This window comes from Agrobacterium sp. 16-172Ci, from assembly GCF_053522725.1.
The window spans coordinates 87,959-113,825 of record NZ_JBNWBW010000007.1 but is presented as its reverse complement, the minus strand read 5'-3'; the positions used below and the strand labels follow the sequence as shown (position 1 = coordinate 113,825).

The window sequence follows — 25,867 nt, the reverse complement described above, 5'->3', positions numbered from 1 at the left end:
GTGCGGCAAAAGCTGCGGCGCACGGGTGGCTTGATTGCATCTCGAAGGAACAGGTGGCCGCCCGCTCATGGTGGCGATTTCGCCAGTGCGCGTGCGGCCGGGCTGAGTAAAACCCAGAGCAGCAGCAGGCAGAGCGTGGCGCTGAGCCCCCACAAGAACCAGGCGGCGCCGGCGGCTTCGAGGCCGAAACCGGCGATCAGCACGGCAAGAGGGGTCGCCATCATCGCAATCGCCGCCGTGGTTCCAAGCACGCTGCCGCGGATCGCGGCCGGCGCGCGCTTCAGAAACATCGCATTGGCGAGCGGGCCGAGCGCCCCGGTGGAAAGGCCGATCATGGCGGCCGCGATGAGCAGCAAGGGACCGCTCTGAAGGAAAGCGATGAGACCGATGGAAAACGTCGCGCCTGATATGCCGGCGAGCAGCACGGCCCGTCCGTTCCAGGAATGACCGCGAATGGCGAAAACCACCGCCGACAAAGCCGCCCCTGCCCCGGAGACCGAAAGAAACAGCCCGAGATCGAGGACATCCGCGCCGCTGGCCTTGAACAGCACCGGCAGGACAACGGCGTTGAGCGCCCCGAAAACCGCCAGCATCACCATGGCGACGATAAGCAGAAGACGCAGAAGCGGCTCCGTCAGCAGAAAGCGCAGACCCGCAAATGTCGCATCGCCGCTCTCCGCACCGGCGGACTTGCGCCTATGACGCGGCAAACAGATCGCGCCGATCATGGCGGCGAGCAGCGAACAGGCCGCCGTGATCATCAAGGCATATTCCATCCCGAAAGCGGCAATGGCGATGCCCGCGACCGGCGGGCCGAAAATCATCGCCGCATTTTCGAGCAATTCATCTATCGAGGTGACCCGCTCGATCGGCATCCGGGCGATGCGGGCAAGTTCCGGCACCCTTGCATCATGGGCGATCATGCCCGGGCCGTCGAGCAGCGCCCCGACCACGATCAGGCCGAGCAGAAAGCCGATATCCATCTGCCCCGCCATCATGAGAAAGGGAATGGCGGCGACACTCAGGGCGCTGGCAAGATCGGCGGTAACCGCAACGATGCGCGAACCGAAACGGTCGACGATGGGGCCGCCGCAGAAAGCGCCGATAACCAGCGGTATCATGCCCGCCGCCGCCGCTATTCCCGTCCAGGCGGCATTGCCGGTCAGGGACAGCACGATCCACGGCAACGCAACGGCCGCCACCGCATTGCCGAAAAGCGACAGGCCTCCGGCAAGGATGACGCCATAAAGCGGCGCACGACGACGCGGAAGACTAAGCCCGCGAAACCCGGCCCCCGAAACCGTTTCGAGTTCACCACAGGACATCGCAAGAGGCATCGTCTCAACCGTGCTGCTGTCTGAAGGCATCGCACTCTCCAAGTTTCATCGGCTCCCGGCGCTGCCGGTAAGGATGAAGGCGGTAAATATCCGGCCGCACAGGTTCCCGAAGCGGACGCGTATGAACGATCCTCACACCTCGCCTGCCCGGCTCATCTCAGCCATTCATTTCATTAATTAAGTAGTCAGTCTATTTATTATGGCGAATGTTTTTTTGTCAAGCGGGGCTCGAGAAAATGACAGGGTGACGGGAAATGTCGTTTGGGGTCGCATGTGCAGGCGATGTCAGGCGATGGGTGAAGACTGGACATTGGGGCAGCTTTTTCTGCGCCCATACGCGACAAATTGGCTCCCCGGGCCGGAGCCAGCCCTCGACCCTCGTTTCCGTGCTTGTCACAGGAATTTAGCCGAGGCGTGTTTGCGTGGACAAAACTCTTTTCCGCAAATAACTGAGGTGAATTTAGATATAAAAAATATAATTATATCAATAATTAAAACTGACAATCTAATGTAACATCAAAACTCACCTGATGCCTCCCGGCGTCTTAAGTCCAGTTCTTCGCTATAGCGCCTCAGCGTATGGCTTTCGGTAAGCAATCCGACAGGCCGATTTTCGATCTTGTCATTGACGACAACCAGCGCTTCGCTCTCCGCCGCATCGAAGGCTGCCGCCGCCTGGCGGGCATTCATGGTCGGCAGCAGCACATCGTTCTTGTATTGCAGATAGGTTTCGAGGCTGATCTTGCTGGGGTCGCGATCCATCGGGTCCGCGTAAATTTCCGGCACGAGGACGATGCCCGCATAACGCCCGTCATCATGGGTCATGATTACCCGTTGCGTCGAACCGAGCGGGAACTTCTCCTTGAAGGCCGGGAGGCCCATGCTGACATTGGCCTTGCGGATATCGGCGCGCATCATCCTGCCGACCGTCAGGTCGCGGATCCAGCCAATATCATGGGCGCTGCGAATGCTCTCGCCCCGCAGGTGAAAACGCCAGGTGGCGAAGGAGTAACCGAAGGTCGTGCGCACCACCAGCGAAGTGGTGATGACGGCGGCAAGCACCAGCGCCGTGATCTGGAAGTCGCCTGTCAGTTCCAGCGCCAGAAACGTCATCGTCAGCGGACCGCCGATGATGGCTGCGGCAAAGGCGCTCATGCCGATCACGGCATAGACGATGGGCGCCGTCGACCCATAGCCGATATAGGGTGCGCAGAGTGCGAAAATCTTGCCGAGCAGCGAGCCCATGAACAGCGACGCGAAAAACAGGCCGCCGCGGAAATTCGAACCGATGGAAATGGCGCTCGCCGCCGCCTTCAACAGGAACAGTCCGGCCACCCCGTATATCGTCAGTTCCGCATCGATATTGAGATGCAGCGCGCCATGGCCGCTCGACAGCACCTGCGGTGAAATCAGCGCGAGCCCGCCCACCGCCACGCCGCCGATGGCAGGGCGCAGCCAGCCCGGAATGGCACTCTTGCGTGCGGTTTCTTCGATGAAGGACACCGCCTGCATCAGCACGATGCCGATGGCCGCACATACGACGCCGAGAAAGATGGCGGGCACATAATCCGCCGGTGTTACACGGCTGGCATCGACAATATCGATCGAGATGCCATGGCCGCCGATAATCCCTATGACCGTCGTCGCCACCAGCGCCGAGACGATGAGCGGCGCAAGCGTCACCACGGTATAGGTGCCGATGATGAGTTCGATGGCGTAGAACGCCCCGGTCAGAGGCGCGTTGAAGGCGGCCGCAATCGCCCCCGCCGCACCGCAGCCGACAAGGATACGCATGTCCCCTCGCCGCAGCTTCAGCTTGATGCCGATCTTCGAGGCGACGCCGCTGGCGATCTGGGTGTAACCGGCCTCCAGCCCAACGGACGCGCCAAAACCGTTGGAGACGATATTCTGCACGCAGACGATGATGCTGTCCGTCAGCGACAGCCGGCCGCCATGCAGCGCATTCGCCTCGATGGGGTCGACCATGGGTTTCTTGCGGGTCTTCGAAAGGATGAAGATGATCAGCCCGAGCACGATGCCGCCGATGATCGGGCCGACAAGCACGATCCGTCCGGAAAGATCGCTGCTGCTCAGCCGCTCGACGCCGAAAACCAGCAGATGCAACGCCGTGCTCAAGGCGCCGATCAGCGCCACCAGAAGGCCTGCCGCAATGCCGATGAAGACGGCAAGGAGCACCAGTCCCAGCTCGCCCCGCCGAAACATCGCGCGCAGCCGACTGGCGCGCAGATTGTCGAAGAAGCTCGCCATACTGGGTGCACGGAAAGGCTTGGTCGACATGCTGTTCCTTTTCAGGCGGCGTCAGGCTGCTTCGATCTCGATCTCGAAACGCATCTGATCATAAGCCGGTTCGACATGATCAGGCGTTTCCCGCATCACCGTCTCATAATCGAGCGGAATATGCATGTGGGTCAAGATCGCCCTTTTGGGTGCGAATCTCTCGATCCAGCCAAGCGCCTGTTCCAGTGAAAGATGGCTGGGGTGATACCGGTGCTGCAGCGCGTCGATGACGAGGACATCGAGACCGGCAAGCTTCGGCAGGCTTTCTGCCGGAAAATCGCTGACATCGGTGCAATAGGCGACGTCACCGATGCGGAAGCCCAGCGAATGCACATCGCCATGCTGCTGCATATGCACGTTGAACGGGATCGGCCCGCCTGCCCCATCGATGATCAGCGCCGCGTCGATATCGGCGATGATCCGCGGTTCGACGATGGGAGGATAGCTGCTGCCCGGCGGGGTCTCCAGGCAATAGGCGAAACCGTCCTTTATCCGCGCCATGGTAATGGGATCGGCATAGATCGGAATGCGGTTTTGCTGAAGGGCGAAATAGATGCGCAGATCGTCGATACCGTGCAGATGGTCGGCATGAGCGTGGGTGTAAAGCACAGCATCCACCGCCTCCACCTTGGCCGCGATCATCTGCTCGCGAAAATCCGGGCCGGTATCGATGACGACAGTCGTCCTGCCTCCATCCGGGCCGATCTGCTCCACCATGAAGGCCGTTCGCGTGCGCCGGTTCTTCGGGTTTTCGGGATCGCAGGCGCCCCAGTCGCCGTTGATGCGCGGCACGCCGGGCGACGACGCGCAACCGAGAACCGTGAAGCGACGACGGTAGATTGCCACACCTACACCCTTGTCATCTTGGAAAAGCAGCGGAAGGCGTTTTCGGTGGTGATTTCGGCCACGCGCTCATAGGAAATGCCATGCACCTCGGCCAGAACCTCAGCGGTATTGACCACGTAGGACGGCTCGTTGCGCTTTCCCCGCCAGCGCTTCGGCGCAAGATAGGGCGCATCCGTTTCCACCAGTAGCCGGTCCAGCGGCACGGTGGCGGCGATATCGCGGATGTCCTGCGATTTAGGGAAGGTCAGAATGCCGGAAAAGGACACATAACCGCCAAGCTCGACACCGGTTTTCGCCAGCTCGGGACCAGCGGAAAAGCAGTGGAGAATGAAGGGGAATGGTCCCTTGTCGCTTTCGGCGCGCAAAATAGCGGCCATGTCGTCATCGGCGCTGCGGCTGTGGATGACAAGCGGCAGCATCGTTCGTCTTGCTGCCTCGATGTGGCGAATGAGGCCGGTCTTCTGGTCTTCCGGCTTCTGCGTATCGTAGAAATAATCCAGACCCGCCTCGCCGATTGCCACGATCTTGTCATGGCTCTCCGCCAGCCGCACGAGCTCATCGGCGGAAATATCCAGTTCCTCATCGGCATTGTTCGGATGCGTGCCGACCGAACAGAAGACCGACGAATATTTTTCCGTGATCTTCAAGAGTTCGGGCAGCCGGCGCACCCGGGTCGAGATCGTCACCATCTGGCTGACACCCGAAGCATGGGCGCGGGCGATGATATCGTCGCGCTCAGCCTCGAAATCGGGAAAATCCAGATGGCAATGTGTATCGATCAGCATGGGTCTCGCCTTCACGCTTCCGGTGCGACGTAACGCGGGAAGACCGGCTTCGGTGCTTCCAGCGGCGTGCCCGGAACAAGACGGCCCGCTTCGCCGAGTGCTGCAAAATCACGTTTGTCGGCAGGGGCAGCAACGAGATCGAGCAGCTTATCACAGGATTCCGGCATAAAGGGCTGCAGGAGAATGCCGATCTGGCGCACCACTTCCGCCGTAACATAAAGCACGGTGCCCATGCGCTCGGGATCGGTCTTTTTCAGCGCCCACGGCTCCTGAGAGGCAAAATAGCGGTCGGTTTCCGAGACAACGGCGATGATGGCCGCAAGCGCGCGGTGGATGAGCTGCTTGCCCATTTCCTCGCGGCAGAGCGCCAGCAGCCCGTCGGCGGAAGCCAGCATCGCCTTGTCTTCTTCGGTGAACTCACCGGGCGTCGGAATCTGGCCGTCACAATTTTTGACGATCATCGACAGCGAACGGCTGGCGAGATTGCCGATACCGTTGGCAAGATCGGCATTGATGCGTGTGGCGATGCCCTCTTCGCTATAGCTGCCGTCCTGGCCGAAGGAGACTTCGCGCAGGAAGAAATAACGGACTTGATCGAGACCGAAATGGTTCACCAGATTGGCCGGATCGACGACATTGCCGAGCGACTTCGACATCTTCTCGCCCTTGTTGAGCAGGAAGCCATGCGCATAGACCCGCTTGGGCAGCGGCAGCTTCGCGCTCATCAGGAAAGCCGGCCAATAGACCGCGTGGAAGCGGATAATGTCCTTGCCGATGATATGCACGTCGGCCGGCCAATATTTCGCACGCGGGCCGTTTTTATCCTCGATGTAACCCGTGGCGGTGATGTAGTTGGTCAGCGCATCGACCCAGACATACATGACGTGTTTCGGATCGTTCGGAACCTTGATGCCCCAGTCGAAGGTGGTGCGGGAAATCGACAGGTCCTTGAGGCCGGATTTGACGAAGGAGATGATTTCGTTGCGGCGTTCTGCCGGGCCGATGAACTCCGGGTTCTCCTCATAGAGCTTCAGCAGCTTGTCCTGATATTCGGAGAGCTTGAAGAAGTAGCTTTCCTCCTCCACCCACTCGACCGGCGTGCCCTGCGGTCCGTAACGAACGCCGTCAGCACGCACTTCCGTCTCGTCCTCGGCGTAATAGGCCTCGTCGCGCACGGAATACCAGCCGGCATAGCTGTCCTTGTAGATGTCGCCGCTGTCGGCCATCAGGTTCCAGATATTGCGCGAGGTCTCGTGGTGACGCTCTTCCGTGGTGCGGATGAAATCGTCGTTCGAGGCGTTGAGCAGCTTGCCCATCGCGCGGAACTGGTCGGAATTGCGCGCAGCCAGGTCTTCCGGTGAAATGCCTTCCGCACGCGCCGTCTGCTGCATCTTCTGGCCATGTTCGTCGGTGCCGGTCAGGAAGAACACATCCATTCCATCCAGGCGCTGAAAGCGTGCCATGGCGTCCGTCGCAATCAACTCATAGGCATGGCCAATATGCGGCTTGCCGTTAGGATAGGAGATCGCGGTGGTGATGTAGAATGGTGTCTTGTCTGTCATGACGGTCTATCGACTTTACAGGCTGTTTTTTGGATAGACCGCTCTTAAACCATTGTTCGCAGCAGCGAAAGAAAAAGCGTACGTTTTGTACGACCGCTTGCAGACAAAGTGGATTTGGAGAGCGCTTGGCTCCGCACCACCGTCACCCCGGACTGGATCCGGGGTCCAGCGCGATCAAGTCCTTGATCGCAAAAGACTCTCTTCACGGCGCGGACGCGCCGTGGCTGGATGCCGGATCCAGTCCGGCATGACGGAACAGAATTTATGCACCGTCGAATCGTACATTCCGTACGATCCCTCGCCTTCAAACGCCGCGAATATCTTCCAGAATGGAAAGCACCATCTGCTTCTTGTCGAGATTATAGGCCTGCGCCACGGTGATGCGTTCCGAAAGCGCCGAGGAAAGCCGGGCATGTTTTTCCGCCGCCGCGATATCGCCCGCCATCGCCGCCGCCCTTGCGCGCTCCATGAGCTCTTCCGTCACATGCTCCATGAAGAAGCCGAGAACGATGTCGCCGTCCTTCTGTGCCAGAACCTCGGCAAGCTTGTGCATCTGCTTGCGCACGCCGGGCCCTTCGGAAGCCATGACCTGCGCAAAGACCTCGACAATGTCGGAGCCGCCGTAATTCATCAGCTTCAACGCCTGCGCCACGCTGCCCTTGGAGGCGGCAAGCAGGGCGTCGCGCTTTTCGCCTTCCGGGCTGATGCCGAGATGATCGAGAGATTGCACCATGGCCGCATCGGAAAGCGGCAGGAGCCTCAACGGCATGCAGCGCGAACGGATGGTCGGCAGCAATTTTCCCGGCGCATGGGAGAGAACGAGGAACATCGCTCGTTTCGGTGGCTCCTCCAGTATTTTGAGGATCGCATTCGCGGCGTTGCGGTTGAGATCGTCGGCGGGATCGATGATGACGATACGCCAGTTGCCGGTGCCGGAGGTCTGCGAAAAGAAGTGCCCTGCCCGCCGCACCTCGTCCACCGTAATGGCGGATTTCACGCGGCCGGTCTTTTCATCTACAGGACGGGTCAGATGCAGCAGATTATGCGAAGCGCCCGTGGTGATCTGCCGGCTGACCAGCGATTGCGGATCGGGATCGGTGAGAAAATCCGGCGCCAGCGACGGATCGGGATGGCTGAGCACATGATTGGCGAAACGGAAGGCAAGCGTCGCCTTGCCGATCCCCTCCGGCCCCTCGATCAGAATGGCATGATGGCCCTTGCCGGAACGGTATGACTGCGCGAGGAAGGCTTCCGCTTCCTCATGCCCGAAAAGCTTCGTGTTCTGCTGCGGCGCAATCGCACCGTCGAGAACGCCCTGAACCTCACTCATGCGCCGCGCCCGCTGCTGTTTTCAGCTGTTCGAGCAAAGGCTCGACAAAGGACATGACATCCTCCGCCACTTTTTCTTCCGGCTGGTCGGCGTTGACGATCCGACAACGACGCGGCTCGGCGAGCGCGATGTCGAGATAGGCCTCACGCCGCTTCTCGTGGGTCTCGATTTCCTCTTTTTCGAACCGGTCCGGCGCAGCACCTTCATCCGCGCGCTTTCTGGCGCGGGCGAGCCCCTTTTCGGCGGCAATATCGAAAATCAGCGTCAGTTCCGGCACGACACCGTCAATCGCGATGCGTTGCAACGTCTCGATGAAATCCGGCTCCAGATTGCCGGTGGTGCCCTGATAGACGCGGGACGAATCGAGGAAACGGTCGCAGAGCACGATCTCACCGCGAGCGAGCGCCGGGCGAATGACCTCTTCGACATGGTCGTTGCGCGCCGCCGCAAACAGGATCGCTTCCATGCGCACCCCAAAGGATTCGGCAGCACCCGAGAGCAGAACATGCCGAACGGCCTCCGCACCCGGAGAGCCGCCCGGCTCACGCGTCACGACCACCTCGAAACCACGGCCGCGAAGCGCCTCGGCAAGCGTGCGAATCTGCGTCGACTTGCCGGCGCCTTCGCCGCCTTCGAAGCTGATGAACAATCCGGTCTTTTCGGCCAATTTCACGTCCTGCGAGGAATTCACGTCAATGTTGAAATGCCTGTTTACAGCATCGAACGGAAAAGTGTGAAGCGCTTTTCAGAAAATCCGGTGGCTGAACAAAAGCATAGGAACAGCGCCGCCCGTGCAACAGGCTTTCAGAGCCAGAACAGCAGCAGTTCCTTCAGCGCACCTGTCGCATTCTGGGTGAGCGACCCCTTGCCGACTGCCGCCTTCGTATAAAGCGGTACTTCCCGCAACAGGCGCTCGCCCGAAAAAATCTTAAGCGTTCCGGCATTTGCCCCGACGTCCAGCGGCGCATTCAGGGGCCAGCGATAGACGATGCGGCCGGAAATACGATCCGGATTATTGACCGGTACAAGCACGCTGACATCTTCCTTCGGCGAAAGATCGATATGCGAAACATCGCCGCCATAAACGCTGACGGACCCAACCGCTTCATCCTTGCTGAAGAGATGGCGTTTTTCAAAGGCGGTCAGGCCCCAGTCCACCACCCGGCGGGCCTCCTCCTGCCGCGTCTTGTCGTCCACGATGCCGGCAAGCGCCAGATAGACCCGGCGGCCTTCCCGCTCCGCCGAAACGACAGCGGCGAAACCGCTGCCTTCCGCAAAACCGAGACCGAGACCGTCGATACCGCTGCCGGGCATCAGCAGCGTATTCTTGTTGCGCTGGAAAATCCGGTTCCATTCGAAATCCGGTTTGGTGAAAAGCCCGTAACGCTCCGGATAGGTATCGCGCAGATGTTGCGCAAGACGCACCATGTCCCTCGCGGTCGTCCGGTTGCCGGGGTCGGGAAGCCCGGTCGAATTGGTGAAGGTGCTGCTGCTCATGCCCAGTTCGCCCGCCCGCGCCGTCATGCGCTTGGCGAAAGCGGCATCCGAACCCGCCATGCCTTCGGCAACGACGATGCAGCCGTCATTGGCGTTCTGCACAATGATGCCGGTCAAAAGATCGTTGATGTTGACGGAGGATTTCAGCGCCGCGAACATGGTCGAGGTGCGCGAGGGCGCGCCGCCCGTGCGCCAGGCATATTCGGAGACCGGATAAGCCGTCTCTGCCGTCACCTGCCCCTTTGACAGCGCATCCAGCACCACCTCAACCGTCATCAGCTTTGCAAGCGACGCGGGCGGAAAGGGCTGATTCTCGTTTTGCGAAAGAAGCACCGTGCCGGTGTCGGCATCGATCATGTAAGCCTGTTCAGCCTTCGCGATGAAGGGGCCGGTCTGCGATTGCACCGTGCCTGCACTGAAAAACGCAAACGCTGCCGCTACGGCGACCGAACGATAGGAGCGATGAATGGCCTTGCGCATGAAACCGCCCAGTCCTGCCTGCCGTAACCGGCTGCCCGCGATAAAGGCGAGAGGCCGGCCGTGTCCTTCAATCCGTCAGCGCGACTTCGCCTGCTGACGCTTCACATGGGCGAGTATCGATTGCTCGTTGAGCGCGCCACGGTCGACGAGCACGCTGTCGAAGGCGCTCGCGGTCCTGGAGACCGTAGCCGATTCTTCGGAATAGGCCGCGGCAAATTTGGAGGAAGGCGTCGGCACGCGCAGATAATTTCCGCCGGGTGCCGCCGGCTCACGCATGAAATTGCCTTCCGGGCGCTCCGCCAGGATAGGGCCGATTTCCGGCAGTATCGCGAACTGCTCGAAAGCCGGTGCCGGGCCGTTGACCAGCGGCATGGCCTGAAGCGCCGCATTCTTCTTGGAACCGACGAGCGCCGTCTGTGTGGAGCCGGCATAATTCGGGTTGGACGCGGGCGCCGGAACGAAATTCGGCGAGGCCGAAGCCACCATCACGCCCGTCGCGATCTGCCCTTCGGGTGCCACACCCGGCGAGCGCGAACCCTTCGGGATATAGGATGCCATCAGATAAGGCATGTCGTGACCATCAAGCGGTGCGCGGCCGGCATATTGCACCCGCACATTGGCCGTGCCAGTGGCCTTCATGTCGAGAAGATCGGCCGTCTTGCTGGAAACGTCGATCAGGCGGCCTTCGTGGAACGGTCCGCGATCGTTGACACGCACCAGAACCGAAGCACCATTTTCCATGTTGGTGATGCGCGCATAGCTCGGCAGGGGAAATGTTGGATGTGCGGCAGAAAGATGTTCTTTGTCGTAAACTTCGCCATTGGCGGTCAGGCGGCCATGGAAGGCGGAACCGTACCAGGAAGCAAGGCCGGTCTTGTTGTAACCCGGCTCTTCCTTCGGGAAATAGCGGCGACCCTTCACGGTATAGGCATTGCCGATCAGCTCTCGCCCGCCGCCCTTGGGAATGGCCTTGCCATCGGCCACACGCGGGCTGGCTTTGACGCCATATTCGGATTCGGAAAAATATTCCTTGCTGCGCTTGGGCTTGGGCTTGGTCTCGGATGTCGTGGAACACGATGCGGTTGCGGCGCAAAGCACGGAAATTGCAAGCCACTTCACGCCCGACCTGGCGTTGATGCCGAGTTTCTTGACCGTAGAATTCAAATCGTCTGCCCCACGCTGCTATTGGCTCGGAGAACCGCACCCTCACTTGCCTCGATTATTTGCCCCTGCCATCGAAGCACCTAACAGTCGCTTAATCTTGTGCATAACGTGGCGAAAATGCGAACGACTTCTGCAAATTCGATAAAATTGTAACGAACGTGGTTAATGATTTCTATCTTTTAAGCCCGCCCATCGGGCCGAATTTACCCGCCTCAACATCTCCCGCTCACCGCGTCTGCAAGGAACAAACGGACGGCAACCGCGTTCTCTCCCCGCAAAGAAACGAGCTTTCCGCCGGTTTCGGCTGAGGGAGGAAACATGATCAAGCTTATGAAAACCACAGCTCTTGCGATGGGCATCGCCCTGGTATCCTTCGCCGCGCCGATCCCCGCAGGTGCGCAGGACATGGAACTCAGAATCGGCCCCGACGGCGTTCGCCCCGTCATCCGCGATCGTGACCGCGACGTAGACCGCCGCGGCCCGCCCCGCATGCGTGGCTGCAGCGAACGCGAAGCCCGCGCCGCCGCCCGTGAAGCAGGCCTGCGCGATCCCGAGGTCGTGCGCGTCACCCCGGGTCGTGTCGTCGTCGAAGGCTTCACGCGCCGGGGACCGGATCGCATCACCTTCGCCAACGAACGGGGCTGCCCGGAAATCTGATTGGATGAACACATGGAACCCGCCGTAAGGCGGGTTTCTCATTTGCGCTGAATTCGAGTGATTCCGAGTCTGACCAGCGAGGTCGAAAAAAAAGACATGAGCAGGGCGTTACGTCCGTTTCGGCCAGTCCTTTTTCTCATAGGTCGGAAATGGCTTACCCCATTGAGAAAAATCGTATTTTCCATGCGGCACGGTCATAAACCACGCGGCATGCTCGCCAGCCTCGCCCGCCCATTGCGCGATTGTCTTTGCATCAATAGGCATAGCGACACGGCGACCGCGCTTATGGATAAAAATCACATATCCGTCTTCCGACTCAACGATCGTATTGTGCAAAAGCTTGTTGCGATCCTCAGAGCTGCGGCGCACCTTAGGAATGCGGTCAATTAGTTTCTGCTTCCAATCATCAGATATGGCAGTTTCAGGAAGCGCTAATAGGCGGTCAAGGGCATCGAGATTCGCCCTCATGCTATTGTCGGCTAAGATTGCCAGGCCCATATCAGCGGTGATGGGTAGAAGCCGTGTAACGGCCTCCACAATCGCCCGTTCAAGAAGCGTGCTGGCCTGTGCGAAGCATCCCACAGCAGCAGCCAGATCCGAATCGTATTGAGCTGCTGTCAACATTCGCATCGTGTCTACTCTCCCGCATGGAATGCCAGCTGGTTTCTACCCGTTAAGTCCAAGTGTGGACTACAAACAAATTGGAATAAGAATAGGAACAAAGGCGACAAATAAAAAAACATGAATAAAATACTCACGCCAAAAATGGCAGATGGGGTGGGATTCGAACCCACGGTACGCTCTCACGCACGCCGGTTTTCAAGACCGGTTCCTTAAACCACTCGGACACCCATCCATCGGTGGTGAGGCTTTATAGCGGTTTGAAAAAGGCCGTCAATCCCGCCTGGGCGAGCTGTGTCGCCCTTCTCTTACGGCTGGCATATCATTGCCCCGGGGTCGTTGCCGGAGGCAGCAGGGATCCGTCGCCTGAAGGTATCGAGGGCACCTGCTGAGCCGTATCGAATAGCGTCAGGCTCAAAACGATTGCGACAAGCACCAACAAAAGCGCCACGAAAAGGATTCCCGATTTATCCATGCGTCTGCTCATGTCACGTTATGTTAAAGGCGAATATGTGCAATTCGAGGCAATGCGAAGAATAAAGCGTAAGTCTGTCAAGTTGTCTTACAGATTTTTCGAACTCATCGTTTAAAAATCTGCTGATTGAGCGAAATTTATGCATAGGCGTACTGTTTGGGACAGAAATGGCCTATCGCGTCAGCACTATTGTCACTTATATCAACCCATCGCTCCCGGGCATTGCCCAACTTTCCCCGAGCGATCAACCTGCCCCGCCTCTTTGCGGGGCTTTTTTCTTTTATGGCCCAGACGACGAAGCGCGGCCCAAAAAGGCCAGCCGCTCTCCATACCGCCCTCGCCTCAGACGCCGATGCTCGGCCCGCCATTGCCATGCCGGCCGTCACCCCTGAGAATATCTTCGAACAGGTTCAGCAGCGCCGGCGGCAAGGTGTCGGACAATTCGGCGATGATTTCGTTGGCGCGATTATAGGAGTAAATGGCTGAGAGCGTCAGCACCAGAAGCACGATCCACGGCCAGATCGGCTTGCGCCTTTGCGGCGCTCCGTTCGGTTGTTGCGGTAAAGTCATGCTGGCACCTTCCCTTCAGGCCTTCACGCGCGGCTCGCCTCCGGGCGCATAGGCGGTTTTCTGCAGGAAACGGAATATATTGCCGCACTGGGCGCAGCGGATCATGAAATCCGTCGGATCGCCCGACGCGCGCTCCGCGCGAAATCCACGCGGCATTTCATCGATGCGAAAATCGACGTCCCGGCGGCTCTTGTCATCCGATTCCGACGCTTCGGCAAAACCCTGATGACCACATCTGGAACATTCGAGCTTCCGGGAATATCTGTCGCGCGCTGCCATATGCCGTCCTTTGCTTGGTGGTTATCAGGTAGCAGCGGCAAAACATCATTTCAATGCCGATCGCCCCGGGTTAAAGCTTTGCGCGGCTATTTCCCGGCCGGAAACCCATCCGGCGGCCGGAATGAATATGGAAGTCCATGAACGACCAGAAACCCCTGCTTTCATCGTCACTCATGTTCCGGGCCGCTCTCATCGCCGGAATTCTTCTCGTCTTTCTCGGCCTCCTCAACGTCGGCATCAAATGGTATGGCGAGCGGATTCTCCAGGCGGGCCATACGACGGCCACCGAGGAGGTTGAGATCGTCATCGGCAACGACCGGCTGAAGCTTGCCAAAAACACCCTGCGGGCGCCTTCCGAGCGACTCGGCGGAGAACGCGAGCGCGTCGACCTTTATCTGAGCTGGCCTGACCTTAAGGGTTACGAGGAAGCGAATCGCGCCGTCTTCGACGATCCGGCGCAGGCGGCGGGGCTGATTTTCATCCAGCTTTCGCAAAGCACCATGTCCGAGGACATGTCCGGTCGTTTCGGGCCGATCTATTCGCGGCTGACGGAAGGAGAGCCCGTACCGCTGAAGCACGGCCTGCTGCTGCACCGCCTGCGCGCCGATTCCGGTTACGGCAAGGAAGTCATATTGACCGGCGAGCGCGAAGGCCAAAGCGCCTATGTGGTGCGCTGCCTGCTGCCGCAAACGCCGCAGGCGGCCACCGGCAGCGATTGCCAGAGGGATATTCACGCCGGACAGGACCTCAGCCTGTTCTACCGTTTCTCCTCCGCCCTGCTGCCGCAATGGCAAAAGCTGGACGCGGATGTGAAAAACTATATCGAGCGCCGCCTCGTAAAAGACGGAAATCGGTGAAACAGCACGGCACAGATTGCGTGCGAAAAGTCGCATTTTATGGAAGGCAGATACCTTTCATAAACCACTTGGTAACGCCATCCCGATAAAGTTTCTTCCCGGAGCATCGGGCGGGGCGTGTCCGAGCGGAACAGAAATATGCGATTGAAGAGTTCAGCAGTGTTGAAAAGTCTATCTGGGGCACATTCGCGCAAAGCGGGTGCGACGTCTTTCGTAAGGTTTATTGCGCTAACCCTTGCTGCGGCGTTCATAACCGCAACATCCGTTCAGACCGCAAAGGCCGACCCGAAATATGCGGGCATCGTCATCGATGCCAAGACCGGCAAGGTCCTCTATGGCGAGGATCCGGACGGGCTGCGTTATCCGGCTTCGCTGACGAAGATGATGACGCTTTATTTGACATTCGAAGCGCTCAATACCGGACGTATCTCGCTCGATTCCAAGGTGCCGGTGTCAGCCAACGCCGCGAAAGAGCCGCCATCCAAGCTCGGCGTGCGCGCCGGCGGCAGCATCACTGTGGAACAGGCTATCCTTGCACTCGTCACCCGGTCCGCAAATGACATGGCAACCGCGCTCGGCGAATATCTCGGCGGCTCGGAAGACCGTTTCGCCAGAATGATGACCGCCAAGGCCCGCGCACTTGGCATGACCCGCACGACCTATCGCAACGCCAACGGCCTGCCCAACACGGCGCAGATGACGACGGCACGCGACCAGGCCCGTCTCGGCGTCGCGCTCCGCCAGCATTTCCCGCAATATTACGGCTATTTCTCCACCCGCACCTTCAACTTCGGCAAGCAGGTTATCGGCAACCACAACCGCCTCGTCGGAACCGTGAAGGGTGTGGATGGCATCAAGACCGGTTATACCCGTGCAGCCGGCAGCAACCTTGCCACATCGGCGCAGCTCGACGGCCGCTCCATCGTCGCCGTCGTTCTCGGCGGCCGCTCCAGCGCTGCCCGTGACGCCACCATGCGCAAGCTTGTCGCAACCTACCTGCCGCAGGCATCGCGTGGCGGCAACAGCAACCTGATCGCGCAGACCCGCTCAGCGCCGGTCGAAGAGCCCGTCGCCGTGGCCGCTGCTGTTCCTTCCGTGGCAGTTGCAGCAACCGCAGCCGGCCTACCCAATTCCGGTCCGGTGCCGCAGACCCGTTACGAAGAAGCCCCGGTCACCGCCTTCGCAGGTTCCTCTTCCAATGCAGCCGTCAAGGCCATGGAAGCTGCCACCTGGCAGAAGGGCAAGGATCCAATCAATCAGGCGCCCGCTGCACCGGACCGCAAGTTGATCACCAATTCGACCAAGGTGGACAATATCGTCACAGCGTCTACCACGGCGCCTGTTGTCTCCGCCCCTTCGGTCTCGGCCAGGGCCGAGGCTCCGCAGGGCGGCTGGGTCATCCAGATCGGCGCATCTCCCGATGAGAACTCCGCGCGCGGCCTGTTGCAGAACGCGCAGGAAAAGGGCGGCGCGGCACTGCGCTCCGCAAAGCCCTTCACGGTCGCCTTCAGCAAGGACGGCTCCCAGATCTACCGCGCCCGTTTCGGCGGCTTCGATGGCCAGAACGCTGCGGTGAATGCATGCAATGCATTGAAAAAGAAAGGCGTCAGCTGCTGGGCGTCACTCCAGTAACAGACGTTTCCGCAGGCGGTGGTTCATAGTCGAAACATCGCCTGTCTCCTCGAAGTTTGTAATGTGTAGCGAGGCTTTCCAAGATGGCAGTCAACGAGAATTATTCGGACATTGCGTCTGGCAACGGGCATGGCAGCCTGTCGGTTCTGCATCCCATTCACGAGGCGGCGATGCGTATCGCCGATCTCGGTCTTAATCGTTCCAAGGCGAAGACACGCGATCTCGTGGCGCTGCTTCTGTCGCATGGCGCCCGCGCCTGGCGCTCCAATCAGCCGGAAGCGAACATCCACCTTCATGTCGCGAGCCGCTCGGGTCGCGCTCCGGTCCATATTCGCATTCGCTGAAAATCAAACGCAGTCGACAAGACACAAACAAAAACCCCGCGGAGCCTGAGCGCCGCGGGGTTTTTCTTGATTGGTAACCGAAAATAACGAGGCGGCTTACGCCTCGCTCTCCGGTGCCTCCGGCAGATCGTCGGCGGCATCTTCGCCATTGCCGTTCTCTGCTTCTTCGTCGCCTTCCGGCTCGTTGATGCGCTCCACGGAAACCACCTTCTCATCCTTGGCGGTAGAGAAGATCGTCACACCCTTGGTGGCACGGCTGGCGATGCGGATGCCGTTGACCGGCACGCGGATGAGCTGACCGCCATCGGAAACCAGCATGATCTGGTCGCCTTCTTCCACGGGGAAGGCCGCGACGAGTTCGCCGATCTCGTTGGTCTTCGAGGTATCGGTGGCGCGAATACCCTTGCCGCCGCGACCAGAGGTGCGGAAGTCGTAAGAAGAGGAACGCTTGCCGAAGCCCTTCACGGAAACCGTCAGCACGAATTCTTCGCGTGCCTTCAGTTCCTGATAGCGCTCTTCGCTGAGTTCGCCCTCTTCCGTCACTTCCTCGCCGACGAGCGCGATATCGTCCTCATCGACGCCTGCCGCACGCCGTTCGGTAGCCGAGCGCTTCAGATAGGCCGCACGCTCCCACGGTTCAGCTTCCACATGACCCACAATTGTCATGGAGATGATGCGGTCGCCGTCGGCCATGTTGATGCCGCGCACGCCGACGGAGTTGCGGCCGGCAAAGACGCGCACATCGTCCACGGGGAAGCGGATGCACTGGCCGAGCGCGGTCGTCAGCAACACGTCGTCGCGGTCCGTACAGGTTTCGACGGAGAGGATTTCATCGCCCTCCTCGTCCAGCTTCATGGCGATCTTGCCATTGCGGTTGACCTGAACGAAATCGCCGAGCTTGTTGCGGCGAACCGTGCCGCGCGTCGTCGAGAACATCACATCCAGCGTTTCCCAGGTGGTTTCGTCCTCGGGCAACGGCATGATGGTGGTGATGCGCTCGCCGGGCTCCAGCGGCAGCATGTTTATGAGGGCCTTGCCCTTGGACTGCGGCGTACCGATCGGCAGACGCCAGACCTTTTCCTTGTAGACGATGCCACGCGAGGAGAAGAACAGCACCGGCGTATGGGTATTGGCAACGAAGAGACGGTTGACGAAATCCTCGTCGCGCGTCGCCATGCCGGAACGGCCCTTGCCGCCGCGACGCTGCGCCCGGTAGGTGGTCAGCGGCACGCGCTTGATATAGCCGAGATGCGAAACGGTGACGACCATGTCCTCGCGGGCGATGAGGTCTTCATCGTCCATATCGGTACCGCCCTCGACGATCTCGGAACGGCGCGGCGTGCCGAACTCGTCGCGGATGGCGACAAGCTCGTCCTTGACGATCTGCTGAATGCGCAGGCGCGACGACAGGATTTCGAGGTACTCGGAAATTTCCGCGCCGATCTTGTTCAGTTCGTCGCCGATTTCATCGCGGCCAAGCGCCGTGAGGCGGGCAAGGCGCAGTTCGAGAATGGCGCGCGCCTGCTCTTCCGAGAGATTATAGGTGCCGTCGTCATTAATGCGGTGGCGCGGATCGTCGATCAGACGGATCAGGCTTTCCACATCCTGCGCCGGCCAGCGCCGCGTCATCAGCTCTTCGCGGGCCGAAGCGGGATCGGGCGCATGACGGATAACCCGGATGACCTCATCGATATTGGCAACCGCAATCGCCAGACCAACCAACACATGCGCACGCTCGCGCGCCTTGCGCAGCAGATATTTCGTACGACGGCTGACGACATCCTCGCGGAAGGCCACGAAGGCGCGCAGCATGTCGATGAGCGTCATCTGCTCCGGTTTGCCGCCGTTCAGCGCCACCATGTTGCAGCCGAAGGAGGTCTGCAGCGGCGTATAGCGGTAAAGCTGGTTCAGGATGACTTCGGCATTGGCGTCGCGTTTCAATTCGATGACGACGCGATAGCCCTGACGGTCGGATTCGTCGCGCAGGTCGGAAATACCCTCGATGCGCTTTTCCTTGACCAGTTCGGCCATCTTTTCGATCATGTTCGCCTTGTTCACCTGATAGGGAACTTCGGTGATGATGATCTGCTCGCGGTCGCCGCGCATCGGTTCGATGGTGGCGCGGCCGCGCATGATGACCGAGCCGCGGCCGGTCTCATAGGCCGAACGGATGCCGGAACGGCCCATGATCAGCGCGCCGGTCGGGAAATCCGGGCCGGGAATGATCTGCATCAGCTCCGGCAGCTCGATCGCCGGATTGTCGATCATGGCGATACAGCCGTCGATGACTTCCGAGAGATTGTGCGGCGGAATATTGGTGGCCATGCCGACCGCGATGCCGCCTGCCCCGTTGACCAGAAGGTTCGGGAATTTCGCCGGAATGACGACCGGCTCCTGCAGGGTGCCGTCATAGTTGTCGCGGAAATCGACCGTTTCCTTGTCGAGATCGTCGAGCAGCGAATGGGCGGCCTTTTCCAGACGGCATTCGGTATAACGTTCTGCCGCCGGCGGATCGCCGTCGATGGAGCCGAAATTGCCCTGCCCGTCGATCAGCGGCAGGCGGAGCGACCAGTCCTGCGCCATACGCGCCAAAGCGTCATAGATCGCCGCATTGCCGTGCGGATGGAATTTACCCATCACGTCCCCGGTAACGCGGGCGCATTTGACGTATTTCTTGTTCCAGTCGATGCCGAGTTCGGACATGCCGTAAAGAATACGGCGATGAACCGGCTTCAGGCCGTCTCGCACATCGGGAAGCGCGCGGGACACGATGACGCTCATGGCGTAATCGAGATACGACCGCTGCATTTCCTCCATGATGGAAATCGGTTCAATGCCTGGCGGAAGTTTTCCGCCGCCGGGGGGGCTCTGGTCAGTCAAAACGGATCACATTCTCTGTTAAGAATCGGATGGATTTTTATAGCGGAAACAGCCACGTTAAGCCAATTTCCCGGCGAGTTTTGAACAGGCTTTTGCGTCATTTGCAAGACGAACGCCGCTTTTCACGATTTAGCCCGGCAAAAGCGCCGCCGCTCCCTTTCAAAGTGCCGGCGACTTGCGTAGGCTCCGCCCTAAAAACAGATAAGACGGGGAAAGAATGGCCAGCAGCGAAACGCTCATCAACGCGCTTACCACACTTCTGGTCACGCTCGATCCGCCGGGCCTTGCCCCCGTCTTTCTGGCGCTGACCGCCGGTATGACGCGCGACCAGCGCAGCCAGGTGGCGCTGCGCGGCTCCATCATCGCCTTCGGCATTCTCGCCGTCTTCGCGCTCTTCGGCCTTGCCATCCTCAATCTTCTTGGCATCTCGCTCGGCGCTTTCCGCATCGCCGGCGGCCTGTTGCTGTTCTGGATTTCCTTCGAGATGATTTTCGAAAAACGCCAGGAGCGTAAGGAAAAGACCTCCGAGATCGCCATCACCAAGGACCACCTTCACAATCTGGCGGTCTTTCCGCTGGCGCTGCCCCTGATCGCCGGGCCGGGCGCCATCTCCGCAACCGTGCTACTTGCCGGCTCGATGAAAACCACCGTCGAGATGCTGGTGCTCATCCTGATCCTCGCTTTCGCCATGGCTCTCGTTTATGCGGCCCTGATCGTCTCGGAGCGGATGGACCGTTTTCTCGGCAATACCGGCCGCGCGATCCTCACCCGTCTGCTCGGCGTGCTGCTTGCCGCCCTTTCCGTGCAGTTCGTGGTCGACGGCATAAAATCGGCCTTCGCTTTTTGAAAAGCCGCACCTTGGCGGTGCCTGCGCAATAAATTCTCGCCAATCGCCAAAACGCCGGAAAATCCTCCCTTTAAATCCGGCCGCCGCTTCGGCTAAAAGACGCATGTTTTTTCGGATTCGAAAGTTATCTCCATGCGTTCCACGCTGCGTCGCCTCATCCCGGATGCCGCACCCGTCAGCAACAGGGAAAGGCTGCGCTCCGCAACCGGCGCCTTTGTCGGCATTCTGCTGACCGGCCTTCTGGGAAGTCTCGCTCTCAGTTTCGATCCCACCCTGCCCGCCATGATCGCGCCGATGGGCGCTTCGGCCGTGCTTCTGTTTGCCGTGCCCTCCAGCCCGCTGGCGCAGCCCTGGTCGATCCTATGCGGCAACCTCGTTTCGGCCTTCGTGGGCGTGACAGTGGCGCTGCTGGTTCCGGATCTATTCCTTGCCAGCGCGCTTGCCATCAGTCTTGCCATCGCCGCGATGATGGCTTTGCGCTGCCTGCACCCGCCAAGCGGAGCGGTGGCGCTGACCGCTGTTCTCGGCGGCCCTGCCGTGCACAGCCTCGGTTATGGCTTTCTGTTGTGGCCGGTCGCCGGAAATTCGCTGATCCTTCTTGCCTTGGCCCTCGCCTATAACAATGCCACCGGCCGCGCCTACCCACACGGCCTGAAGCTCGGCAAGGCCTCCCATGGCACCACCGATCCGACCCCCATCCAGAAAATCGGCTTTTCCTCCAACGACCTCGACGAGGTACTGAAGGAATATGACCAGGTACTGGATATCGACCGTGACGAGCTCGAAACCATTTTACGCAAGACCGAACTGCGCTCCTGGCGTCGCCGTGCGCTGCATCTCGATTGCGCCAGCGTCATGTCGCGCGATGTCGTCGGTGTTGCGCCTGATGACAGTCTGCGTCATGCCCACGCGCTGATGCACAGCCACCATTTCAAGGCATTGCCGGTCACCAACGATAAAGCGGAGATCGTCGGCATCGTCACCCAGACGGATTTTCTGGAAAAGGCGAGCTGGAGAAACGGCCGCCCCTCCATTGGTTTCCTGCAGCGGCTGCGCCTCATCCTCTCCGGCGCAAGCGCCCCCAACGATACCGTCAAGGACATCATGACATCGCCGGTCAGAACCGTACGGCCTGAAACGGCAATCGAGGAGGCCATCATCCGCTTTGCCGAAGAAGGACTGCACTACCTGCCGGTCATCGACGCCAGAAGCAAGATGGTGGGAATCGTGTCGCAATCCGATGTCATGGTGGCGATGCTGGCGGACAAGGTGGCGGCATAGTCTGCCGCGACGCCCCTGGAACCGGCAAAGCCGGATGTTAGCGCCTCGCCTTCAGAAGACGCTGCCATAGCGTGCCGCCGAAGAACCGGCCGAGCACGACAAAATATGCGATGATAAGCACAAAGGCGATAAAGGCAGGCACACCGTTCAAGGCAAAACCCTGTGGCGTGCGCCCGCCTGCAACCGCCGCCACGAGAAATCCGGCGGCGAAAAACGCCGTCCAGAAATCGAGGAAGAAGGCAAGAACGATGCGCCAGGTTGCCGGCTGTTTCGGTGCGGGCGCATCACTCATACCTGTCTCCCGTTACGCTTTCCCGAATTCGCCAGCCGCTCAGAACGGAATATCGTCATCCATGTCGTTGGAGAAGCCGCCGGAAGGCTGGCCGCCGCCACGGGAAGAGCCGCCGCGCGACGAGGACTGCTGGTCGTAACCGCCGCCATAGCTGGAGCCGCCGCCACTGCCATAATCGTTGCCGCCGCCGAAATCGCCGCCGCTGCGGCCACCGCCCTCACCGCGACCATCGAGCATCGTCAGCGTGGAGTTGAAGCCCTGCAGCACGATTTCAGTGGAATAACGGTCGTTGCCGGTCTGGTCCTGCCATTTGCGCGTCTGCAGCTGGCCTTCAATATAGAGCTTGGCGCCCTTCTTGACATATTGCTCGACGACCTTGCACAGGCCTTCGTTGAAGACGACGACGGTGTGCCATTCGGTCTTCTCGCGGCGCTCGCCGCTGTTGCGGTCCCGCCAGGTCTCCGAGGTGGCAATGCGCAGATTGGCGATGGGGCGGCCGTCCTGCGTCCGGCGGATTTCGGGATCGGCGCCCACGTTCCCGATCAGAATTACCTTGTTTACGCTACCAGCCATCTCGTCATCCTGTCCGCCGGCCATCATGACCGGCAATTGCATTTCAAAAAATTCGACACACAATAGCTGCCGCCGCCCGCAAAGGGCACCGCAAGCATGGAACTATCCACAAAGAATAATCTTAAGCTGCGGGAGCAGACATTCGCGCTTGCAATTCGTTCCTTTTTTGTTCTATTAAATCGCAGATTTCGAGTCAAGCATTCCGAAAAGCTGCGACCGAGTGGGAATAGACCTCGACACATCCGGCTGCGTCACTACATAAGGACGCGCTGCCATCAAGCCTGTTATTTTTGTCCGAGCCTTGTCATGAGTGAACTGAAGACGATTTCCATCCGTGGCGCCCGCGAGCACAACCTCAAGGGCATCGATCTGGACCTGCCGCGCAACAAGCTGATCGTCATGACCGGCCTTTCCGGTTCGGGCAAGTCCTCGCTTGCCTTCGATACGATCTATGCCGAAGGCCAGCGCCGTTATGTCGAGAGCCTGTCGGCCTATGCGCGCCAGTTCCTGGAAATGATGCAGAAACCGGATGTCGACCAGATCGACGGCCTCTCGCCGGCAATCTCCATCGAGCAGAAGACCACATCGCGCAATCCGCGTTCCACGGTCGGCACGGTCACCGAAATCTACGACTATATGCGCCTGCTGTTCGCGCGTGTCGGCGTCCCCTATTCGCCGGCCACGGGCCTGCCGATCGAAAGCCAGACGGTGAGCCAGATGGTCGACCGCATCCTCGCTTTCGAGGAAGGCACACGTCTTTATATTCTCGCGCCGATGGTGCGCGGCCGCAAAGGCGAATATAAAAAGGAACTCGCCGACCTGATGAAGAAGGGCTTCCAGCGCGTCAAGGTGGATGGCCAGTTCTACGAAATCGCCGACGTGCCCGCCCTCGACAAGAAATACAAACACGATATCGACGTTGTCGTTGACCGCGCCGTCGTGCGCCCGGATATGGCCGCACGCCTGGCCGACAGTCTCGAGACCTGCCTCAAGCTTGCCGATGGCTTGGCAATCGCCGAATTTGCCGACAAGCCTCTGCCGCCGGAAGAAACCGCCGCTGGCGGTTCGGCCAACAAGTCGCTCAACGAGACCCATGAGCGGGTGCTGTTTTCGGAAAAATTCGCCTGCCCCGTTTCCGGTTTCACCATTCCGGAAATCGAGCCGCGGCTGTTCTCCTTCAACAATCCCTTCGGCGCCTGCCCAAGCTGCGATGGCCTCGGCTCGCAGCAGAAGGTGGATGAAAACCTGATTGTGCCGGAGCCCGCCCGTACCCTGCGTGACGGTGCCATAGCTCCCTGGGCCAAATCCTCCTCGCCCTATTACAATCAGACGCTGGAAGCGCTCGGCAAGGCTTTCGGTTTCAAGCTGTCGAGCAAGTGGTCGGATCTTTCGAAAGAGGCGCAGCACGCCATCCTGCAGGGCACCGATGACAAGATCGAATTCAACTATCAGGACGGCGCCCGCTCCTACAAGACAGTGAAGAATTTCGAAGGCATCGTGCCCAATCTTGAGCGTCGCTGGAAAGAGACCGACAGCGCCTGGGCGCGCGAGGAAATCGAACGCTACATGTCGGCGGCCCCCTGCCCGGCCTGCGCCGGTTATCGCCTGAAGCCGGAAGCGCTCGCCGTGAAGATCAACAAGCTGCATATCGGTGAAGTCACCGAAATGTCGATCCGCACCGCGCGCGACTGGTTCGAGGTACTGCCGGAAAGCCTCAACGCCAAGCAGAACGAGATCGCAGTCCGCATCCTCAAGGAAATCCGCGAACGCCTGCGCTTCCTCAACGATGTCGGGCTGGATTATCTCAGCCTGTCGCGCAATTCCGGCACGCTTTCCGGCGGTGAAAGCCAGCGCATCCGGCTGGCCTCGCAGATCGGTTCGGGCCTCACCGGCGTTCTCTATGTTCTCGACGAACCGTCGATCGGCCTGCACCAGCGCGACAATGCCCGCCTGCTGGATACGCTGAAACATCTGCGCGATATCGGCAATACCGTCATCGTGGTCGAACATGACGAGGACGCCATTCTGACGGCGGATTATGTGGTCGATATCGGCCCAGCCGCCGGCATTCATGGCGGTCAGGTGATCGCTGAAGGCTCACCGCAGGAGGTGATGGCCAATCCGAAATCGCTGACCGGCAAATATCTCTCCGGCGAACTCGGCGTCGCCGTGCCGGCGGAGCGCCGCAAGCCCAAGAAGGGTCGCGAAATCAAGGTTTTTGGCGCACGCGGCAACAATTTGAAGAATGTCACCGCGGCTGTGCCGCTTGGCGTTTTTACTGCCGTAACCGGCGTATCGGGCGGCGGCAAATCCACCTTCCTGATCGAGACGCTCTACAAATCGGCGGCGCGTCGGGTGATGGGTGCGCGCGAAATCCCGGCTGAACACGACCGCATCGACGGTTTCGAATTCATCGACAAGGTGATCGATATCGACCAGTCGCCGATTGGCCGCACGCCGCGTTCCAACCCGGCCACCTATACCGGCGCCTTCACGCCGATCCGCGACTGGTTCGCCGGCTTGCCGGAAGCGAAGGCGCGCGGTTATGCGCCGGGCCGTTTCTCCTTCAACGTCAAGGGCGGCCGCTGCGAGGCCTGCCAGGGCGACGGTGTCATCAAGATCGAGATGCACTTCCTGCCCGACGTTTACGTCACCTGCGATGTCTGTCACGGCAAGCGTTACAATCGCGAGACGCTCGATGTCACCTTCAAGGGCAAGTCCATCGCCGATGTGCTGGATATGACGGTGGAAGAAGGCGTGGAGTTCTTCGCCGCCGTCCCGGCCGTGCGCGACAAGCTGCAATCGCTTTTCGATGTCGGCCTCGGTTACATCAAGGTCGGCCAGCAGGCCAATACACTCTCCGGCGGCGAGGCGCAGCGCGTCAAGCTCGCCAAGGAACTGTCGAAACGCTCGACGGGCCGCACGCTCTATATTCTCGACGAGCCGACGACCGGCCTGCATTTCCACGATGTCAACAAGCTCCTGGAAATGCTGCATGCGCTGGTCGAGCAGGGCAATTCCGTCGTGGTGATCGAGCATAATCTCGAAGTCATCAAGACGGCTGACTGGATCATCGATATCGGGCCTGAAGGCGGCACGGGCGGCGGTGAAGTGGTGGCGACCGGCACACCGGAGGACATCGTGAAGGTCGAGCGTTCCTATACCGGTCACTTCCTGAAGGAGCTTCTGGAGCGCCGGCCGGCTGGAAAACGGGAGGCTGCGGAGTAATCCGCAGCTTTCGTCGCAAGGGTTCGATAGGC

The 25,867-nt window shown here is 59.9% G+C and carries 22 protein-coding genes and 1 tRNA gene; 7 read left to right on the top strand and 16 right to left on the bottom strand.

Annotated elements, in window-relative coordinates:
* Positions 1–65: 65 nt before the first annotated feature.
* From ACQZ40_RS09745 to ACQZ40_RS09705, 9 genes are all read right to left on the bottom strand, one after another.
* A complete protein-coding gene (locus ACQZ40_RS09745) occupies positions 66–1,367 on the bottom strand; it encodes an MFS transporter (protein ID WP_448747852.1) in 1,302 nt (433 codons plus the stop codon).
* 486 nt (positions 1,368–1,853) lie between these two features.
* The gene (locus tag ACQZ40_RS09740; RefSeq protein ID WP_078052968.1) at positions 1,854–3,635 is read right to left on the bottom strand and encodes a chloride channel protein; all 1,782 of its coding nucleotides are present in this window, start codon (positions 3,633–3,635) and stop codon (positions 1,854–1,856) included.
* A 21-nt stretch (positions 3,636–3,656) separates the two neighbouring features.
* The gene (locus tag ACQZ40_RS09735) at positions 3,657–4,481 is read right to left on the bottom strand and encodes an MBL fold metallo-hydrolase (protein WP_003523686.1); all 825 of its coding nucleotides are present in this window, start codon (positions 4,479–4,481) and stop codon (positions 3,657–3,659) included.
* 2 nt (positions 4,482–4,483) lie between these two features.
* Positions 4,484–5,266 (bottom strand): TatD family hydrolase, encoded by a 783-nt coding sequence (locus tag ACQZ40_RS09730; protein ID WP_448747851.1) that lies wholly within the window; start codon positions 5,264–5,266, stop codon positions 4,484–4,486.
* Positions 5,267–5,277: 11 nt separating this feature from the next.
* Positions 5,278–6,828 (bottom strand): methionine--tRNA ligase, encoded by a 1,551-nt coding sequence (gene metG, locus ACQZ40_RS09725; protein WP_448747850.1) that lies wholly within the window; start codon positions 6,826–6,828, stop codon positions 5,278–5,280.
* Positions 6,829–7,132: 304 nt separating this feature from the next.
* Complete coding sequence (locus ACQZ40_RS09720; RefSeq protein WP_448747849.1) at positions 7,133–8,158, bottom strand: DNA polymerase III subunit delta'; 1,026 nt, start codon at positions 8,156–8,158, stop codon at positions 7,133–7,135.
* The gene (gene tmk, locus ACQZ40_RS09715; RefSeq protein WP_065655460.1) at positions 8,151–8,825 is read right to left on the bottom strand and encodes a dTMP kinase; all 675 of its coding nucleotides are present in this window, start codon (positions 8,823–8,825) and stop codon (positions 8,151–8,153) included. The genes ACQZ40_RS09720 and tmk overlap by 8 nt, the downstream gene beginning before the upstream one ends.
* A gap of 137 nt (positions 8,826–8,962) precedes the next feature.
* Complete coding sequence (locus ACQZ40_RS09710; protein ID WP_448747848.1) at positions 8,963–10,135, bottom strand: D-alanyl-D-alanine carboxypeptidase family protein; 1,173 nt, start codon at positions 10,133–10,135, stop codon at positions 8,963–8,965.
* Positions 10,136–10,210: 75 nt separating this feature from the next.
* Positions 10,211–11,299 carry a septal ring lytic transglycosylase RlpA family protein gene (locus ACQZ40_RS09705; protein WP_065655433.1) on the bottom strand — a complete coding sequence of 363 codons (1,089 nt, stop codon included), beginning with the start codon at positions 11,297–11,299 and terminating at the stop codon, positions 10,211–10,213.
* Positions 11,300–11,617: 318 nt separating this feature from the next.
* Between ACQZ40_RS09705 and ACQZ40_RS09700 the strand changes: the two genes are divergently transcribed.
* A complete protein-coding gene (locus tag ACQZ40_RS09700; RefSeq protein WP_003523701.1) occupies positions 11,618–11,956 on the top strand; it encodes a hypothetical protein in 339 nt (112 codons plus the stop codon).
* Positions 11,957–12,064: 108 nt separating this feature from the next.
* Here the strand turns inward: ACQZ40_RS09700 and ACQZ40_RS09695 are convergent, their stop codons facing one another.
* The 4 genes from ACQZ40_RS09695 to ACQZ40_RS09680 all read right to left on the bottom strand — a co-directional run bounded on the left by ACQZ40_RS09695 (position 12,065) and on the right by ACQZ40_RS09680 (position 13,901).
* A complete protein-coding gene (locus ACQZ40_RS09695) occupies positions 12,065–12,586 on the bottom strand; it encodes a hypothetical protein (protein ID WP_448747847.1) in 522 nt (173 codons plus the stop codon).
* A gap of 136 nt (positions 12,587–12,722) precedes the next feature.
* Positions 12,723–12,812, bottom strand: a tRNA-Ser gene (locus ACQZ40_RS09690).
* A gap of 582 nt (positions 12,813–13,394) precedes the next feature.
* Positions 13,395–13,622, bottom strand: coding sequence for a hypothetical protein (locus ACQZ40_RS09685; RefSeq protein ID WP_035261278.1), 228 nt, complete (start codon positions 13,620–13,622; stop codon positions 13,395–13,397).
* Between the two features lie 15 nt (positions 13,623–13,637).
* Positions 13,638–13,901 (bottom strand): hypothetical protein, encoded by a 264-nt coding sequence (locus ACQZ40_RS09680; protein WP_035261275.1) that lies wholly within the window; start codon positions 13,899–13,901, stop codon positions 13,638–13,640.
* A gap of 137 nt (positions 13,902–14,038) precedes the next feature.
* Here ACQZ40_RS09680 and ACQZ40_RS09675 point away from each other — a divergent pair, with 137 nt between their 5' ends.
* The 3 genes from ACQZ40_RS09675 (at position 14,039) to ACQZ40_RS09665 (ending at position 16,734) form a co-directional block, all read left to right on the top strand.
* Entirely contained in the window at positions 14,039–14,758 is a 720-nt protein-coding gene (locus ACQZ40_RS09675) for a hypothetical protein (protein ID WP_078052988.1), read from the top strand.
* Between the two features lie 138 nt (positions 14,759–14,896).
* Positions 14,897–16,390, top strand: a complete 1,494-nt coding sequence (locus ACQZ40_RS09670; protein ID WP_078052989.1) for a D-alanyl-D-alanine carboxypeptidase family protein — start codon at positions 14,897–14,899, stop codon at positions 16,388–16,390.
* Between the two features lie 83 nt (positions 16,391–16,473).
* Positions 16,474–16,734 carry a hypothetical protein gene (locus ACQZ40_RS09665; RefSeq protein WP_003502750.1) on the top strand — a complete coding sequence of 87 codons (261 nt, stop codon included), beginning with the start codon at positions 16,474–16,476 and terminating at the stop codon, positions 16,732–16,734.
* Between the two features lie 96 nt (positions 16,735–16,830).
* Here the strand turns inward: ACQZ40_RS09665 and gyrA are convergent, their stop codons facing one another.
* Complete coding sequence (gene gyrA / locus ACQZ40_RS09660) at positions 16,831–19,614, bottom strand: DNA gyrase subunit A (RefSeq protein ID WP_448747846.1); 2,784 nt, start codon at positions 19,612–19,614, stop codon at positions 16,831–16,833.
* A 217-nt stretch (positions 19,615–19,831) separates the two neighbouring features.
* On the opposite strand from gyrA, the gene ACQZ40_RS09655 reads away from it, so the two are divergent.
* The gene (locus tag ACQZ40_RS09655) at positions 19,832–20,461 is read left to right on the top strand and encodes a MarC family protein (protein ID WP_003525062.1); all 630 of its coding nucleotides are present in this window, start codon (positions 19,832–19,834) and stop codon (positions 20,459–20,461) included.
* A gap of 132 nt (positions 20,462–20,593) precedes the next feature.
* Positions 20,594–21,742, top strand: a complete 1,149-nt coding sequence (locus ACQZ40_RS09650) for an HPP family protein (protein ID WP_448747845.1) — start codon at positions 20,594–20,596, stop codon at positions 21,740–21,742.
* A 37-nt stretch (positions 21,743–21,779) separates the two neighbouring features.
* On the opposite strand, the gene ACQZ40_RS09645 is transcribed toward ACQZ40_RS09650, so the two are convergent.
* Together ACQZ40_RS09645 and ACQZ40_RS09640 are read right to left on the bottom strand one after the other, a co-directional pair.
* Complete coding sequence (locus ACQZ40_RS09645; RefSeq protein ID WP_174039147.1) at positions 21,780–22,034, bottom strand: hypothetical protein; 255 nt, start codon at positions 22,032–22,034, stop codon at positions 21,780–21,782.
* A 39-nt stretch (positions 22,035–22,073) separates the two neighbouring features.
* Entirely contained in the window at positions 22,074–22,649 is a 576-nt protein-coding gene (locus ACQZ40_RS09640; protein WP_065655441.1) for a single-stranded DNA-binding protein, read from the bottom strand.
* A gap of 264 nt (positions 22,650–22,913) precedes the next feature.
* Between ACQZ40_RS09640 and uvrA the strand changes: the two genes are divergently transcribed.
* Positions 22,914–25,835, top strand: coding sequence for an excinuclease ABC subunit UvrA (gene uvrA / locus ACQZ40_RS09635; RefSeq protein ID WP_448747844.1), 2,922 nt, complete (start codon positions 22,914–22,916; stop codon positions 25,833–25,835).
* Positions 25,836–25,867: the final 32 nt, after the last annotated feature.

Bases quoted from the DNA above. Each gene is read 5' to 3' on its own strand.
- ACQZ40_RS09745 (WP_448747852.1), bottom strand. From the start codon at position 1,367: ATGCCTTCAGACAGCAGCACGGTTGAGACGATGCCTCTTGCGATGTCC.
- ACQZ40_RS09740 (WP_078052968.1), bottom strand. From the start codon at position 3,635: ATGTCGACCAAGCCTTTCCGTGCACCCAGTATGGCGAGCTTCTTCGAC.
- ACQZ40_RS09730 (WP_448747851.1), bottom strand. From the start codon at position 5,266: ATGCTGATCGATACACATTGCCATCTGGATTTTCCCGATTTCGAGGCT.
- metG (WP_448747850.1), bottom strand. From the start codon at position 6,828: ATGACAGACAAGACACCATTCTACATCACCACCGCGATCTCCTATCCT.
- ACQZ40_RS09720 (WP_448747849.1), bottom strand. From the start codon at position 8,158: ATGAGTGAGGTTCAGGGCGTTCTCGACGGTGCGATTGCGCCGCAGCAG.
- ACQZ40_RS09710 (WP_448747848.1), bottom strand. From the start codon at position 10,135: ATGCGCAAGGCCATTCATCGCTCCTATCGTTCGGTCGCCGTAGCGGCA.
- ACQZ40_RS09700 (WP_003523701.1), top strand. From the start codon at position 11,618: ATGATCAAGCTTATGAAAACCACAGCTCTTGCGATGGGCATCGCCCTG.
- ACQZ40_RS09695 (WP_448747847.1), bottom strand. From the start codon at position 12,586: ATGCGAATGTTGACAGCAGCTCAATACGATTCGGATCTGGCTGCTGCT.
- ACQZ40_RS09685 (WP_035261278.1), bottom strand. From the start codon at position 13,622: ATGACTTTACCGCAACAACCGAACGGAGCGCCGCAAAGGCGCAAGCCG.
- ACQZ40_RS09680 (WP_035261275.1), bottom strand. From the start codon at position 13,901: ATGGCAGCGCGCGACAGATATTCCCGGAAGCTCGAATGTTCCAGATGT.
- ACQZ40_RS09675 (WP_078052988.1), top strand. From the start codon at position 14,039: ATGAACGACCAGAAACCCCTGCTTTCATCGTCACTCATGTTCCGGGCC.
- ACQZ40_RS09670 (WP_078052989.1), top strand. From the start codon at position 14,897: ATGCGATTGAAGAGTTCAGCAGTGTTGAAAAGTCTATCTGGGGCACAT.
- ACQZ40_RS09665 (WP_003502750.1), top strand. From the start codon at position 16,474: ATGGCAGTCAACGAGAATTATTCGGACATTGCGTCTGGCAACGGGCAT.
- ACQZ40_RS09655 (WP_003525062.1), top strand. From the start codon at position 19,832: ATGGCCAGCAGCGAAACGCTCATCAACGCGCTTACCACACTTCTGGTC.
- ACQZ40_RS09650 (WP_448747845.1), top strand. From the start codon at position 20,594: ATGCGTTCCACGCTGCGTCGCCTCATCCCGGATGCCGCACCCGTCAGC.
- ACQZ40_RS09645 (WP_174039147.1), bottom strand. From the start codon at position 22,034: ATGAGTGATGCGCCCGCACCGAAACAGCCGGCAACCTGGCGCATCGTT.
- ACQZ40_RS09640 (WP_065655441.1), bottom strand. From the start codon at position 22,649: ATGCAATTGCCGGTCATGATGGCCGGCGGACAGGATGACGAGATGGCT.
- uvrA (WP_448747844.1), top strand. From the start codon at position 22,914: ATGAGTGAACTGAAGACGATTTCCATCCGTGGCGCCCGCGAGCACAAC.